The 15,808-nt window shown below is 34.3% G+C and carries 15 protein-coding genes; 5 read left to right on the plus strand and 10 right to left on the minus strand.

Annotated features, from left to right (window positions below):
- Positions 1-6: 6 nt before the first annotated feature.
- Both BAU28_RS05830 and BAU28_RS05835 read right to left on the minus strand, forming a co-directional pair.
- Positions 7-1,023, minus strand: coding sequence for a FecCD family ABC transporter permease (locus BAU28_RS05830; RefSeq protein ID WP_071718001.1), 1,017 nt, complete (start codon positions 1,021-1,023; stop codon positions 7-9).
- Positions 1,024-2,058, minus strand: a complete 1,035-nt coding sequence (locus BAU28_RS05835) for a FecCD family ABC transporter permease (RefSeq protein WP_071718002.1) — start codon at positions 2,056-2,058, stop codon at positions 1,024-1,026.
- 276 nt (positions 2,059-2,334) lie between these two features.
- On the opposite strand from BAU28_RS05835, the gene BAU28_RS05840 reads away from it, so the two are divergent.
- On the plus strand, positions 2,335-3,099 hold the full coding sequence (locus BAU28_RS05840) for a DUF817 domain-containing protein (protein WP_071718003.1): 765 nt from the start codon (positions 2,335-2,337) through the stop codon (positions 3,097-3,099).
- Positions 3,100-3,192: 93 nt separating this feature from the next.
- Here BAU28_RS05840 and BAU28_RS05845 read toward each other — a convergent pair whose 3' ends face one another.
- Positions 3,193-3,648 (minus strand): DinB family protein, encoded by a 456-nt coding sequence (locus tag BAU28_RS05845; protein ID WP_071718004.1) that lies wholly within the window; start codon positions 3,646-3,648, stop codon positions 3,193-3,195.
- Between the two features lie 179 nt (positions 3,649-3,827).
- Here BAU28_RS05845 and BAU28_RS05850 point away from each other — a divergent pair, with 179 nt between their 5' ends.
- Positions 3,828-4,316, plus strand: a complete 489-nt coding sequence (locus BAU28_RS05850) for a DinB family protein (protein WP_071718005.1) — start codon at positions 3,828-3,830, stop codon at positions 4,314-4,316.
- A gap of 216 nt (positions 4,317-4,532) precedes the next feature.
- On the opposite strand, the gene BAU28_RS05855 is transcribed toward BAU28_RS05850, so the two are convergent.
- Both BAU28_RS05855 and BAU28_RS05860 read right to left on the minus strand, forming a co-directional pair.
- A complete protein-coding gene (locus BAU28_RS05855) occupies positions 4,533-5,303 on the minus strand; it encodes a CPBP family intramembrane glutamic endopeptidase (RefSeq protein WP_071718006.1) in 771 nt (256 codons plus the stop codon).
- A 297-nt stretch (positions 5,304-5,600) separates the two neighbouring features.
- The gene (locus BAU28_RS05860; protein WP_071718007.1) at positions 5,601-6,494 is read right to left on the minus strand and encodes a LysR family transcriptional regulator; all 894 of its coding nucleotides are present in this window, start codon (positions 6,492-6,494) and stop codon (positions 5,601-5,603) included.
- Positions 6,495-6,617: 123 nt separating this feature from the next.
- Between BAU28_RS05860 and BAU28_RS05865 the strand changes: the two genes are divergently transcribed.
- Positions 6,618-7,583 (plus strand): quinone oxidoreductase family protein, encoded by a 966-nt coding sequence (locus tag BAU28_RS05865; RefSeq protein ID WP_002172789.1) that lies wholly within the window; start codon positions 6,618-6,620, stop codon positions 7,581-7,583.
- 113 nt (positions 7,584-7,696) lie between these two features.
- Here BAU28_RS05865 and BAU28_RS30845 read toward each other — a convergent pair whose 3' ends face one another.
- From BAU28_RS30845 to BAU28_RS05890, 5 genes are all read right to left on the minus strand, one after another.
- Positions 7,697-7,954, minus strand: a complete 258-nt coding sequence (locus tag BAU28_RS30845; RefSeq protein ID WP_025150449.1) for a hypothetical protein — start codon at positions 7,952-7,954, stop codon at positions 7,697-7,699.
- Between the two features lie 305 nt (positions 7,955-8,259).
- Positions 8,260-8,952 carry a hypothetical protein gene (locus BAU28_RS05875; RefSeq protein ID WP_071718009.1) on the minus strand — a complete coding sequence of 231 codons (693 nt, stop codon included), beginning with the start codon at positions 8,950-8,952 and terminating at the stop codon, positions 8,260-8,262.
- 254 nt (positions 8,953-9,206) lie between these two features.
- A complete protein-coding gene (locus BAU28_RS05880) occupies positions 9,207-9,917 on the minus strand; it encodes a histidine phosphatase family protein (protein ID WP_071718010.1) in 711 nt (236 codons plus the stop codon).
- Positions 9,918-10,087: 170 nt separating this feature from the next.
- Positions 10,088-10,612 (minus strand): GNAT family N-acetyltransferase, encoded by a 525-nt coding sequence (locus BAU28_RS05885; RefSeq protein ID WP_071718011.1) that lies wholly within the window; start codon positions 10,610-10,612, stop codon positions 10,088-10,090.
- 6 nt (positions 10,613-10,618) lie between these two features.
- Positions 10,619-12,520 carry an endonuclease MutS2 gene (locus tag BAU28_RS05890; RefSeq protein WP_071718012.1) on the minus strand — a complete coding sequence of 634 codons (1,902 nt, stop codon included), beginning with the start codon at positions 12,518-12,520 and terminating at the stop codon, positions 10,619-10,621.
- A gap of 563 nt (positions 12,521-13,083) precedes the next feature.
- On the opposite strand from BAU28_RS05890, the gene BAU28_RS05895 reads away from it, so the two are divergent.
- Together BAU28_RS05895 and pepF are read left to right on the plus strand one after the other, a co-directional pair.
- On the plus strand, positions 13,084-13,875 hold the full coding sequence (locus BAU28_RS05895) for an arylamine N-acetyltransferase family protein (protein WP_071718013.1): 792 nt from the start codon (positions 13,084-13,086) through the stop codon (positions 13,873-13,875).
- Positions 13,876-13,993: 118 nt separating this feature from the next.
- Complete coding sequence (pepF, locus tag BAU28_RS05900; protein ID WP_071718014.1) at positions 13,994-15,781, plus strand: oligoendopeptidase F; 1,788 nt, start codon at positions 13,994-13,996, stop codon at positions 15,779-15,781.
- The last annotated feature ends 27 nt before the right edge of the window (positions 15,782-15,808 follow it).

Raw genomic sequence — 15,808 nt, forward strand, 5'->3', positions numbered from 1 at the left:
AAGTGTTTATTTTGTTTTTGTAAGTAAATAAAGAAAATACGGTGCTCCTAAAGCCGCTACTACTACACCAGCTGGAATAGAATTTGGCTCAAATAAGGAGCGCCCTATCGTATCTGCGAGTACTAAAATAATCATTCCGATAATACCCGCTAGCGGAAGAAAGTGTTGATATGTAGTACCTACTAACTTTCTTGCAATATGCGGAGCAACTAAGCCGATAAAACCAATCCCTCCTGCCATCGATACACTCGCGCAAGATAATCCAACTGCTGTAGCTAAAAGTAGTAAACGTTCTTTTTGAACAGAAACACCAAGTCCTGCTGCTACACTATCACCTAGTGACAGTGCATTTAACGTTTTAGATTTTAGCCATGCATACGGGGTTAATATAAAAATCCACGGCAATAATGCAAGGACATGAATCCAATCTCTTCCCCAAACGTTACCAACTAACCATCTAGAAGCGAATGTATATGTCTCATCATTTAACTTGAGAGAGAAAAATAACGAAATCGCACTAAAGCCAGCTGAAACTGCAATACCAACGAGAATAAGTCTAATGGGAAGTAAACCTTTTGACCGGTCACTCGCAAGTAAAATAATAAGAAATGCAGCAAGCACTCCTCCGCCAAATGTAAATAACGGTATTAAAATTGATGCGCTCTCATTAATAGAATGAAAGAGAGTAACGAATACAATAAGCCCGAAAGATGCACCTGAATGCAGTCCAAGAATACCTGGATCTGCGAGTACATTACGAGATAATCCTTGCAAAATCGCGCCGGAAACTCCAAGGCCGATACCTGCTAACATTGTGATTATAATTCTTGGCATACGATAATCGTATAGCACGGTTGCACTCTCAAAATCACCATAACCAAAAAGCGTTTGAATCACTTTGAGTGGTGCAATACTCAGCGTCCCCGTATTTAAGCTAATCAAAATTACAGCGATACTTATACATCCGAAAATTGTAGTTACAGTAATAGCCCTCTTTTTATCCGTGTTAAAAAGATCTTTCACTTATAGCTCCCTCCCAACTTTACGTGCTATATAGAGGAAGAACGGAACCCCAACAAGAGCTACCATAATTCCTATCGCAAGTTCTTTAGGAGGATTTACTGTTCTTGCCCCTAAATCAGCTAAAACTACTAACATAGCACCTAATAATGCTGACATAGGAATAATAAGCCGATAATTAACACCTACTAATTTTCTAGCGATGTGCGGAATGACAAGTCCTACAAACCCAATGGAACCAACAGCTGAAACAGATACACCTGCAAGAATGACTACTATAATCATCCCAAGTATTCTCGTTCGGTTCGTTTTTACTCCTAAATTCGTAGCAACATCATCCCCCATTGATATAAGTGAAATAGACCGCCCTAGCACTGTCGCAAAAACAATCGTTATGAGAATAATAGGCACTAAAAATTTCAAGTGATCCCACTTTACTCCTGCAACACCACCAGCGTACCAAAACGCTAAATCTTGGCTTAGATCATAATAAATCGCGATACCTGAACTTAACGAATGTAAAAGCGCTGCCATAACTGCTCCTGCAATCGTTAGCCTCATCGGTGTTAACCCACCTGATGTTGCCGATCCGATAATAAAAATGAGTACTGTACTTAAAACAGCTCCCATAAAGGAGACAATCATTAAATAGGAATACGGCATATGCGGGAAAAAAGCAAAACTAAGTGCTACTACAAACATCGCACCAGCATTTATTCCGAGTACACCTGCATCAGCTAAAGGGTTTCGTGTTACCCCTTGCATAACAGCCCCAGCGACTGCAAAAGCAGCTCCTACAACTGCCGCGCCAATTACCCTCGGGAGCCTTAATTCATAAATAATTTGATGCTGCGTTAATTTTGGATTGTAATCAAAAACCGCTGCCCACACCGTTTGTAAATGAATATCCTTTGTACCGAATGCAATAGCTAAAAATATAGATCCAATTAAACATAAAATTGTTAAGCTCATAAAACATACGAATTTAATATGTATCCAGCGATTATTGCCAGCATGTACAGTAGACTTATGTAACATGTTTCATTTCATCCTTTATATACAGTTGTTTTTTATAATTACTTTTTATTTATAATCATTATTGATAATAATTATCATTTTCATTTAGATATTATATCCCCACTTTTTTTAAATAGCAAACTATTTTTTTACTTTGTTAAAATATTAAAATACTTATTACAATTCCCTTCTAAAACTTACAAATACATGCAAAATATCACGGTGTTATATTTTCAAATTTATAGTATACTAAGTTATTATTTTAATTTTCCAAATACATATATCGAAGGTGAAAAAATGTTTTATGTAAAACAACTACTACACTTTACTTACGAACAAGCATTATCCTGTTTGTTCCCTGTCGTTATTTTTTTAACACTCGCTGTATCAAAACTCGTTTCCATTCCAGGGTTATATCGCTATGATTTCATACTCATTGTATGTCTTCTTATGCAATATATAATGTATAAAACCGGACTTGAAACGAAAGATGAGCTGAAAGTAATTACTGTTTTTCATTTGATTGGACTTTTACTAGAAATATATAAAGTGCACTTTGGATCATGGAGTTATCCTGAAGAGGCGTATTCAAAAGTTTTAGGTGTTCCGCTTTACAGTGGTTTTATGTATGCGAGTGTCGCAAGTTACATATGCCAAGCGTGGAGAAGATTGCATTTACAAATGTATAATTGGCCGAGGGCTATTTTTGCAATACCGTTAGGAGCTATGATTTACTTCAATTTTTTCACACATCATTTTCTATATGACTTTAGATGGGTATTAACCTTACTTTTATTCATTGTATTCTTTCGCACATTTGTAGAATTTTCGTTACAAGGAGTTACATATAAAATGCCGCTCGTACTCTCATTTTTCCTTATTGGATTCTTTATTTGGATTGCAGAAAACATCGCGACATTTTTCGGGGCGTGGCAATATCCAAATCAACGGGAGGCATGGAATCTCGTTCACCTTAGTAAAATTAGCTCATGGTTTTTACTCGTCGTCATTAGTATTATGATTGTTACGCAGCTCAAGCATTTGAAGGAATCAAGAGGATAATGTAAATACATATTAGAAACTTCTAAGCTTCTCTACTTACTCAATAAAAAAACGAAATCCATCTAGGATTTCGTTTTTTTAACTTCTTCAAATCTATAGAGCTTTAATAATTCGTTCCATCGCTTTCATTTGCCCAATATGATCCGCTTCATGATAAAGCATCATACCGTAAAGCTCCCCTACTGTTTCCAATCCTAAAAATCGCTCTGGAAGTTTATTTTCAAACGCTTCTGCTGGAATTGCACTAATGCGCTTTGCTTGCTCTTGTAACTGAGGCTTTAACACTTCTAATGAAGGGCCTTCTGTTTCCCATTTAGATGGTCTTGTTCCATATCCAAACAAACCTGGATATTCACTTGGCAAATGTTTAAACTCTCTTCCAAACATAAACAACTCTGCTGCAGATAACACGTGACCGATATGCCAACGAATTGTATTATTAAAACCCTCCGGCTGCGTATCCGCAGTTTTATCATCTAAATTTTCCATAAATTTAAGTAATGCCCCGCGAGTTATTTCAAATTGTTTTAAACCAACTATTCTATTCATTTTATCGTTTCCTTTCTTATATACAGTTTATTTAAATCTACCAGAAACAATTCCGAAATACATCTAATATGCTTAATGACAACAATACGATTAAAAAAGGTCCAACCCTCATACATATAGAATTACTCATTGTGCTTACTGCGTGAAGATTTTAGTAAACAAAAGAGGAGTGATGTCGAATGTTAAATGTTTTAAAACAACAATACAGCTTTATTAGCTCTACCAGAGAAGTTCTATTTACATTTTTGGAAGAAATCCCAATGCAAAAATTGCACAGCACAGTTCCGAACTTCGGAAACGGCAGCATTATAAAGACCCATATTCATGTAGCCGATTGCTATCGGTACTGGCTTGGATCATTCGCATTCAATCAAAAACGAGCAGATTTTTCATTTGCTAGCGATTATAAAATTGAGCATGCAGATGTCGAAAAAATTCGCGCTAGATTTAAGTTAGTAGATGAAGTTGTCCAATGTTTTTTAGATGAATACAATGGCCGGTGGCTCGAAAATATAGCAAATGAAGTGAAATGGCAAGAAGAACCTTGGAACACAACTCCGCTATGGCTTTTAACTCATACAGAGACTCATGAATTTCATCATAAAGGACAGATTGTATCGATGGCTCGTCACTTTGGATACACGCCTCCCGATACAGACCTTAGTTAATTCAATGGTTCTAAAAAATGAACCACTATAACTGTCGCTAACATTATTTATGTAAACGGCAAGCCCCTTCATTACTTTTAATATTATTTTATAGTTTTGTAAATTTTCTTGCGACACAAATTTGAAGACTTTTATTATATTTAATTATGTTTGTGTCGTGTTCTTATTGATTAGTTTAATATCTATTAAAAAAATGTATTAATATGTTTCCTTTTATTATTTCAGTTGCCTAATCAATAAGAGCCTTTTTCTTTTTATCACCACTTTATACACAATAAAAACGAAAATTCCGAAAATAAGAGTTGGAAATACTGGTAAAATCTTATCATTTGGCACGTATACACTCCAAAAAGAATTAAGAAGCGCATGAAAAATTAGACACATAAAAATACTTTTAGTTGCGTTAAAAATTGTAGTTAGTAAGAAAGATACGGCAATTGTCGTAATTGTAAAGGCTATAAAATCCCTTTGAGATTGGTTCGTGCCTGGAATGAACCATAACGGCAGGTGCCAAATAGCCCATATTATGCTAACAATCACCGTACTAAAAAATGCCGAAAGCCTTTTCTGAAGGGCTGGTTGTAAGAATCCTCTCCATCCAATTTCTTCAAGTCCTCCACCAATGATCATTATCGGAAAACTAATTAAAGCTACGTATAATGGTTTTTGCATCGTTGCTCCACCAAATATTGTTGGAAGATAACAGCTAATAAAAGCTAGAACAAAGATCAGAATATACCATACAAAGTGATTCTTAGGATTAACAATGTTTTTAATAAAAGCTCTAAACTCTTCTTTTGATCCATATTTTTTCTTTAGACTAATTTCAATAATTGCTGGCATGATTCCACCGAAAACAAACAATATCATCGCTAACGGTGTACCAAATGTCGTAATGTTTAATTTTATCAAGCTAATTAATAGCCCCCATAGTATCCAGGTAAATATAAAAGTACATATTAAATATCGTTTAATATCATTACTCATCTACTTGCCTCCTTTGTTTTAATTAGAGCATAAATTTTAAAGGAAGAAAACCATTTATGTAAAATTGTTCCACACCCCATAAAAACATTCATACTCAATAAATACATCTCTGAAGAATCAAGAATTATTTAACGCTTACTTACTCTCCACATTCAAGCTTATTTCCTTCTTGAACTTAACTGACCATTAGTACAAAAAGAGAAACCGATACTTGTTTCATCCAAGTATCGGCTTTTCTTATGCAAAGGTACTCATCATTCATGGCTCTTCTTTCATATAATACATATATTTCTCCACTTAATTCGTTGTAAAAAACTCCCTCGTTACATCAATAAATTGTTGTAAAGGAGCTGTCATCCATTTATCTTTATGCCAAGCGATTTGTGTATAGATTGGAGAGATTGAATCCTTTAAAACTAACTCCTTTATCGTCCCCTCTCGTATATCCTTTTCTACTACTATTGCCGGTAAAACGGCTATACCTAAATCTGCAATGACACATTGTTTAATTGCCTCGACACTAACAAACTCAATCTTATTTGCTGGGTATACATCTTCAGCACGAAATAGATCTTCAAATAAAGTTCGATACGAGCAACCTAGTTCTGTTAATAAAAGTGTTTCACTCTCTAAATCTTTTGTAGAAACGGAAGGTTGTTCAAGTAAACGATGCCCCGGAGCAGCTACTACTTTTAATTCTTCTTTCATAAGTGGCTCCACATGTAAAACATCTTCTGTTTTACATTCGTCCAAAATAAATACAAGATCTACTTTCCCCTCCATCAGTTGTTCCTTCGCATCTTTATTGGAATGAGCAGGTTTAAATATAAGCTTTATTTGAGGAAATTGTGCTTTAAACCTTTTTAATATGGAAGGAAGCCTGTATGTACATTGACTTTCTTGCGCACCAATTATTAACGTACCTGCTATTTCCTCATCATCTTTCACAGCCATTTTCGCTTCGTTACTGAGCGCAATCATCTTATCCGCATATAATTGAAACTTCCTCCCCGCTTCAGTTAAGAAAAGACGTTTTCCTAATCTCTCAAACAATGGCGTACCGAGCTCAGTCTCTAACGTTTTAATTTGTGCTGTTACGCTCGATTGGGCAAAGTTTAATTTCTTCGCAGTTTGGGTAAAATTCAAGCTTTCTGCAGCTACTTTAAATGTAATTAATTGTTTTATCTCCATTTATCATCCCTCTTTTCAATCGAAATTCCCGATTGATTCCATCGAAATAATCCTCTTTGTCTATTGATATTTGTATTGTATGATAAAAAATATATACAAACAATATAAATGGAGGTATTCCATATGAAAGCACTTTGTTTCGAAACATTCGGAGACGCTAATGTACTACAATATAAAGAAATACCTGATCCAATCATAAATCCAAATGAAATCCTTGTTCGTACGAAAGCAATTGGCTTAAATTTCGCTGATATTTATAGACGCCGTGGCGATTATCATCTCGCTGGCAACCCGCCTTATATATTAGGTTATGAAGGGGCTGGTATTGTTGAAAAAGTAGGAGCCGGCGTTACTACAATCAATCCTGGAGACCGCATTGCATTTGCTGATGTCCCATTTGCAAATGCAGAATTAGTTGCCGTTCCTTCAGAAAAAGCAATTCCACTTCCAGATTCTATTTCTTTTGAAACAGCCGCTTCTGTACTATTACAAGGATTAACTGCACATTATTTAACGAAAGATAGCTATCAAATAAAACAAGGTGATACAGCTTTAGTACACGCTGCAGCTGGTGGTGTTGGTCAACTTCTCGTTCAAATGATTAAACTACAAGGCGGAAAAGTAATCGGTCTAACGTCATCAAAAGAAAAAGCAAAGATAGCAACGTTAGCTGGTGCCGATCACGTATTTTTATATACAGAGGCATGGCATACGAATGTACTTGAAGTAACTAATGGTGCCGGCGTAAATGTTGTGTATGAATCAGTAGGTTCTACATTAGAAGACAGCTTTAAGGCTACTAAAACTGGTGGTACTGTCGTATTTTACGGAATGGCTGGAGGTAATCCTGCGCTAGTTGATCCACGTATGCTTATGGATACTTCAAAAACTTTAACTGGCGGAGACCTTTGGAATGTACTTACATCTTACGAGGAGCGAAAAGAACGTTCCTCTCAATTATTCGAATGGATTACGAACGGGAAACTAAACATTGCGAGTCCTACTACGTTCTCTTTACAAGACGGTGCCCGTGCTCATGAATTATTAGAAAGCCGTAAAAGCACTGGAAAGATTTTATTAATTCCATAATCGTTCCAATAAAAAAAAGGAAGCTAGAATGTATTTCTTTGCTTCCTTTTTAAATGTTATTTATGCTCAATTTCGCTACTTTTCAATAACCCTGTTATTTATATTTTTTCTGTCTATACTTCTCTTTCTAGGCCCCTCATTTTTAAGTTTATAAAATAAACGAATCTAAATATTAAAGGAAAAAACAAACCTCCGGATATCAACGATCCAATAAATACAGTATCAATAAAAGAAAAAATCCCAAAGAATATCATTCCAAAAAAATAAAATACAACTGCACTCCAATAAATAAAACGTGGAAACTTAGTTTGGAACGAATCACCTTTTTTACATGGTTTTCCAAATAAAAAATGAACTGTTTTAATCAATATAATCACTTCTCCATATAATTGTTAAAATTCTTTTCTACTTAGAATTGAATATAAATAACATAATATTTATCATTTCATTTAAATTTTTCGACACCGAAATTATTAACTATGCCGAACACCGTATGACCTTTACTCATGTTCAAAACCTCATATACGGTGGAAAAGCCCCCTCCTATTTATCGCCAGACTATATCGTCCCTCACCTAAAAAGTATGGTTTTTATATCACTTACTCTTCCTCTTAAAAATCAATCAAATAAATTGAAAACATTATAGTTTTGTAAAGGCAACGACAACAATATATTTTTATTTACATACAAATCGTCTATCCCCATTATCATGTTGCAATTCAAACAATACTGGATTACTAACAAATCTTTTTAACAAAACGTATGCCTCATGATCAGTTATTTCATTAGGAATATTAATTCCACTAAATGATGTTGAGGAAATTAGTGTATGAAAATCATATTTAAATTCATAATCACCAATATACGCAAGTGCCAATTTCCCTTTCCATTCAATTTGATACGTCTGCCCTTCTAATCTAGTAAACTTAATATTATGAAAGGCCGACGCATCATGTCCAAGTAAATAAATGTCAAATGAAGTTAACTCTAAATCTAAGTTCTTCTGCTCATCTTCGGATAAAAAATCAATTGTAAATCTCTTCCCATTTAGCATATCCAAATCAAAAGGCGCCTCATCACTTCCTACACGAAACCCTTTAAAATCCCATTCTTCTGATGACAAAGTGCATCTATGGAAGTTGTTCCATACAATCTTCGCGTGCCAATCATCTTCTTCCTCATCATCTTCATCTTCTTCATCCAAATCTTCCTCATCATAATCCGCAGTCTCTAAATGTAAATCAAAATACAAACCAGCTATACCATTTACCCCTTCTTCCTCTGCATATTTAAAATGTGCACTCCACTTAAAATTAGTAACTCGATGACCATTAGGCCACGGATTGTCCACAAAGTATATTCGATCCATATTCACACGTTCCCCTACTTTGTTTTATTTCTCGTAAACTTACTTATGATTTCGAGATGTAAGACTATACTACTATCCATCCAATAAGCTGCAAGACGATTTGTTGTTCCTACCCTCTTACTATATCATCACAATAATTCTCACGGTATATTTTTAACAGAATATTACGATTCAAATACACAAATGATATACGAAATAAGAAAAGGAAGCTAGATTTTTCTAGCTTCCTTTTCTTATTTCTATTTGAGATATTATTAGATTTCCACACTTTCTTTTCCTTTTTCAACATAACTCATATCCCCAACCGATTCGACTGTATAGGACCCATCTTGATATGAAATCTTCGTCACACTAGCATTTTCTACTCCAAGTTTTGTTTTGCTACGATCTAGCATTTCTATTAATGCAGTTATCATAAGTCCATGGACTACAACTAAAACGTTGCCTCCTCCATTTGTAGCAGCTTCTTCACTAATTTTATCAATCTCTGTTTTTATGCGAGTAGAAAATACTTCCCAATCTTCCGCCTGTTTTGTAGGATCTGCTGCCCTAATCAGATTAATAACTTCTTCAACAGAATACTTCATGAGTTCGTCTGCTGATGTAACACCCGCAGCTTTTCCGATAGCATCCCACATAATTTCAACTTTTTCACCTTCAAAAGTACCAAAGTTCAATTCACGTAAATCTTTTCTTTTCTCAAGCTTTAACTTTGATTGCTCATTATATTTTAATACTAAATTAGCAGTTTCAATCGCTCGACCGCTATCACTACTATATACTCTAGTAAAATGAATATCTTTTAATCCAGTTCCTAAGTTTTCGGCAACTTCAACGCCTTTTTCTACTAATGGAGAATCTGCCCAACCTTGCACGCGATGATTAGCATTTAATATAGTTTTACCGTGTCTTGTAACATATAACGTAACTAAATTTCCATTACTATCTGTTTCTCGCTTCTTCATCATATTCTCTCCCTTTACATTTCTATATCAATTTTACCATCTTAATTATTCATTGAGCAAAATATACGTAAATAGATCCGCTTAATAAAAAAGACGCCATCCTTTCTGTATATTCCTACAAAAAGATAGCGTCTTTTATGATTATATTTCCTTTACCTTAATGGCTATTCTTATCCAGAAAAAGCCTCCGAATACTGAACAACCCCTTCTACACCTTGAAGAGCATTCTCTCTTAGTTCCATTGCCATAAACACTTCATCAGGCACTTCAAATGGTGCTTTTATATTCCAATCACTTGCTTTCTTAAAACCGAATTTCGGATAGTACTCTTGATGTCCTAACACAACAACTGATCCATACCCAAGTTCTTTCGCTTTTTCTAAAGCAGCTGCGATAAGCTTTCCACCAATTCCTTTCTTCTGATGGCTTGGAGCAACTGAAACTGGTGCAAGTGCTAATGATTCTACAGAAGTTCCATCCTGTTCTATCGTAATTTTTGATAACATAATGTGACCAACTATTTCTTTATCTACCGCAACGATTGATAATTCAGGAATAAACGCATCACACTTTCTAATACGACTAACAAGTTCATGTTCTGTTTTATCGCTAAATTCTTCATTTAAAAATGCTTGTTTTACAACTTCTTCTGTTTTGCTATAATCGTTTTGTTGTTCTTGTCTAATCGTTACCATTCTATATTATCCTCTATTCTTTCTAATTTCTTTTTCAATTTTACGAAGTGCTTTTTTCGATCCGCGCTCTAGATCATGCTGCATTTTTCTTTCTTTATAATCGACAAATAACGTATTTAAATCGTATCCTTCCGGGTATAATTCCTTCGCTGCTACCTCTAAAGTAATACGTTTCACATTCACTTCCATAAATTCACCGTTATAATATACAACGACATTATAGAAATTATCTTTTTCCTTATAGACGATTCCGAAGTCGTTATGATCCAATAATTTCACACGGTCCCCTTTTTTGTATTCATAGTGCTCTTCTCTTTTTTCTTGCACGAATTTCGGTTTTCTAATTTTACTTTCATTCACTCGCTCTAAACGATACTCTTTATTTCCCATATACTCTTTCGCTCTTTGCAATACATGTTCTTTTACGTTCATTTTATTTGCAATCCAAAGTGCATTACTTTCACCAGATTTACCGATAACTAATTTATAAAGCGGCTCTAACGTCTCACTATTAAACTGCATTGCTGCGTTCATAAAATCACTATGCATTTCTGAAAATCGTTTAATTTCACCGTAATGCGTACTCGCAATTGTAATACATCCTGCAAGATAAAATTCTTCTAAAATAGATATCGCAAGCGCCGCACCTTCATTCGGTTCCGTACCGCTTCCTATTTCATCAAATAATAGTAGCGTATTATTATTTGATAACCTCATGATCTCAGAAAGATTTTTCATATGAGATGAAAATGTACTCAGTGCATTTTCGATACTTTGATTATCACCAATGTCTACAAACACGTTTTCGAAAATAGCGAGTTCCGTTTCTTTATCTCCGGCAATATGAAGGCCTGACATTGTCGCTAATGTTAACAATCCGATTGTTTTTAGCACAATTGTTTTCCCGCCTGCATTCGGCCCAGTAATAATTAAACTGCGATATTCTTGACCGATTTCAAAATGTAACGGTACAACTTCCCCTGTTAAAAGTGGATGCTTACAATTCACTAAATGAATGTGGCCATGATCGTTTAACTTCGGTTCTATTCCATCGATAGATTTACTAAACTTCGCTTTCGCAAATACCATATCATATTGGCTAATAAGTTCCATATTAATTTTTATTTGATAAATGTTTTCTAGTACCATTCCTGATAATGTCGCTAAAATTTGATACTCTTCCATCGCTTCTTCTGCTTTTAAACTAGCCAATTCTACATTTAACTTTGTAACCGTATGTGGTTCTATAAATACAGTAGAACCTTTTGCAGATGCTTCAACAATACTTCCCGCAACCTGATTTTTATAGGTAGATTTGATCGGAATCGTATATCTATCATCCTTTTTACTAATAAAGAACTCCTGAATATATTTCTTATTTGCACTATTATTTAAAAACTTCGTTAAACGTTCTTTTATTTTTCCATCTACAGAATCGATATTATTTCGAATTCTTTTTAACTCTTTACTAGCAGCTGCATCAATGCTATTTCCTTTTATTGAAAAGTTAATTTCCTCTTCAATACTTTTAAATTCAGTCATTGAATTTGCATAAGAAGCTAATACTGGCGCAAAGAATTCTTTATTCAACATAAATCTTTTAATCTTTCTACATCCACGTAAAAAGTCTGAAACACTTACTAATTCTTCTGGATCTAAAATCATGCCTTTTTCTAATTTTTGAATTGTACTCGCGATATTAGAAATTCCGAAAAAAGGCACATGCCCTTCTGCATCTACTATAGCTCGTGCTTCTGTCGTTTCATTTAAGCGATTTCTAACTACTTTTATACTCGTACTCGGCTCTAATTTATTTAATAATTCTTTGCCTAATCCACTTACACAATATGATTTCACTATTTCCTTTAATTCGTTATATTGTAACTTTTCAAAAGTCATCGTATTCATTTTGTTTCTCCTCACTATGATTGATTCTTATCATAAATGAAGATACCTACTCATTAGATTCCAATGAGCTCTACATTATTCAGTTTCCATTTTCATACATTAAAATTATATACAAAAAAGCTGCGGGGATACCGCAGCTTTTACATTTACAAGGCAAGTGTAATAACGTATAAGGAAATAAGCCATTTTAAAAATATATGGCAACCCCTTTATCACACGCTTTATAAAGTATTGTAGGTATCTTCATAGGTATCGAAATAAATCCATGACAAAATTAGGGGTATGATGTACATAAAAATCCCCTGGTCTTATCCGATTTATTTCATTAAATTTTTCCTATTTAGTACCTACCGCACTCACAAAAAGCACCTCTCATTAATTTATATTATAGTCATTGAAATCTAATTTATTGAAATCATCATACTATATGTTTTGCGAGAAGTAAAGGTGCCATACTTTAGTCGTACGCACATTTACAGACTAGTCCCCCGACTTATTGCAGATGTTTTCTCGTACAAAATTACATACAATTAGTTTGTAGAACATATTACGGAGGGATTTATATGACAGACTTTCAAAAACAATTTTTCACTAGATTATATATACAAGAGAAAGAATCTGTGTCATTCGATGATGTAAATGATATTATGTACGCGATGGCACAAGCCGTCCCTTTTGAAAACTTAAATATTCTTCAAAACACTTTTACTGAAATCTCAAAAGACAGCCTTCACCAGAAAATTTTATTAAACAACCGTGGTGGCCTTTGTTATGAATTGAATCCGACTATGTATTACTTCCTTAAAGACTCTGGATTCGATGCTCATCTCGTTTCAGGAACAGTTTATAACGCTGCAAATTCGATATGGGCTGTTGATTCAGGACATATCGCAACTGTTTTACAACATCAAAATGAACTTTACTTAATTGAAGTAGGTTTCGGATCATATTTACCTCTTGCCCCTGTTCCATTCTCAGGTAAAGTTGTTCATTCTGTAACCGGCGATTATCGTATTCGTAAAGAAACGACTGAAAAAGGAGATTATATTTTAGAAATGCGTAAAAACAATGCGTTTTTAGATCAATCTTCTACTGATAATTGGACCGTAGGCTATGCATTTTACTTAGAAGAAGTGAATGAAACAAAGGTAAATGCAGCGCAAAAAATTATTGTAGAGCACGAGAAATCACCTTTCAATAAAGTCCCTTTAATAGTAAAGCTAACTCATGATGGGCATGCTTCATTAACGAAAGATAGCCTCACTATAACAAAACAAGGCAAGAAACTTAAAAAATCACTTACAGAAGATCAATATACAAATCTTTTACATTCAACGTTCGGTATTTCCTTATAACCTTTAAAGCCTTGTCATTTCCGGCAAGGCTTTTCATTTTTCAGCAGGGATTTTTTGCAATTTGTTGTATTTCATAGTTATATAGGAATATAACTACATATCTAGAAAGGAAATGATTATGACAGAACTTAAAGATCGATTACAAATAGCTGATACAGAAAAATGGGATTTAACGGATATTTACCATACAATTGAAGATTGGGAAAGTGATTATAACAAAATTGAAGTATTAACAAATGAATTGAACGAGTTTAATGGAAATATTCATGATGGCAGTATCCTACTTGCTTACTTAACAAAAAGTGAAGAAATATCTAGCATTTTATCAATAATGTTTGCTTATGCAAGACTACAATCTGACCTTGATACACGTGATACTGCCTCCCAAGCTCTTGTCGATAAAGTATCACAGTTACACGTAAAAGTAAGTGCGGCTAAATCTTTCTTTTCTCCATTCTTACTTAGTGTAGATGAAAACACATTACATTCTTACATAGAAGAAACAGAAGGCTTACAATATTATAAAGAAGATTTATTCGAATTATACCGTTATAAAAAACACGTTTTAAATAAGGACCAAGAAGAAATTTTATCACAAATGGGTGAAGCACTTTCCTCTCCGCAGCATACATTTGGTATGCTAAATAATGCAGATATAATATTTGGTGAAGTGACGACTGATAATGGAGAGAAAGTAAATTTAACGCGTGGAATGTATTCAAAGCTAATAGAAGATGAGAATCGTGAGAAACGTAAAGAAGCTTATAAAGCGTATTACAAACCATATGTTCAATTAAAGAACTCCATTGCTTCTACTTTATCCGCAGCTATTAAAAATAATGTTACTGTTTCAAAGCTAAGAAAATATCCATCCGCTTTAGAAAAATCATTATTTGGTGATATGGTTCCGAAAGAAGTTTATGAAAACTTGATCGATACAACAAAAAAAAATATTCAATCACTACATACTTATAATCATTTGCGCAAAGAAAAATTAAACGTAGATGAACTAAGACAATACGACTTAAGCGTCGATTTAGTAAAAGGTGTAAAACAAGACATTTCATATGACGAAGCGTTTGACATAATGATCGCGTCACTAGCTCCTTTAGGTGAAGAATATATCGAAACATTAAAAAGCTTTAAAGATAAGCGATATATAGACGTGAGAGAAACACCAGGAAAACGTTCTGGTGCTTATAACTTTGGTGTATACGGTGTCCACCCTTTCATTCTTTTAAATCATCACGATGATTTAAATAGCCTTTTCACCCTTACTCATGAATGTGGTCACGGTATGCATACGCACTACTCACACGGTTACCAACCAAGAATTTCTGCACACTATTCCATTTTTGTCGCAGAAGTCGCTTCTACAGTAAATGAAGTGCTATTAATTCATCATTTATTAAAAGAAGCAAAAAATACGGATGTACGTAATCATTTAGTAAATCATTTCATCGAGAAATTTAAAGGTACCTTCTTTACACAAATCATGTTCGCAGAGTTTGAAAAAATCACACATGAAATGGCTCAGCAAGGTAAACCATTAAACGCACAAGTCTTTAGCGAAATTTATGAAAACTTATTTAGAGAATATAATGGCGACTCCCTCGTATTTGACGAAGAAGTAAAATACGGATGGGCTAGAATACCACATTTCTATCGACCATTTTACGTGTACAAATACGCAACTGGATTCGCTTCTGCAATCCAAATTGCTGATAAACTTTTAAGCGGTGAACCAGATGTTCAGAAAAACTATATCGAATTCCTTAAAGGTGGTAGTTCAGACTACCCACTAAATCTACTAAAGAAAACTGGTGTAGATTTAACAACACCAGAGCCAATTGAAAGTGCATTAATTCGCTTCAATGCACTAGTTGAAGAATTTTCAACATTATAGACAAAAAGAATGCAGATATACTCTGCA

The sequence above is a fragment of the Bacillus paramycoides genome (genome assembly GCF_001884235.1).
In the GTDB taxonomy this organism is placed as follows: Bacteria; Bacillota; Bacilli; order Bacillales; family Bacillaceae_G; genus Bacillus_A; species Bacillus_A paramycoides.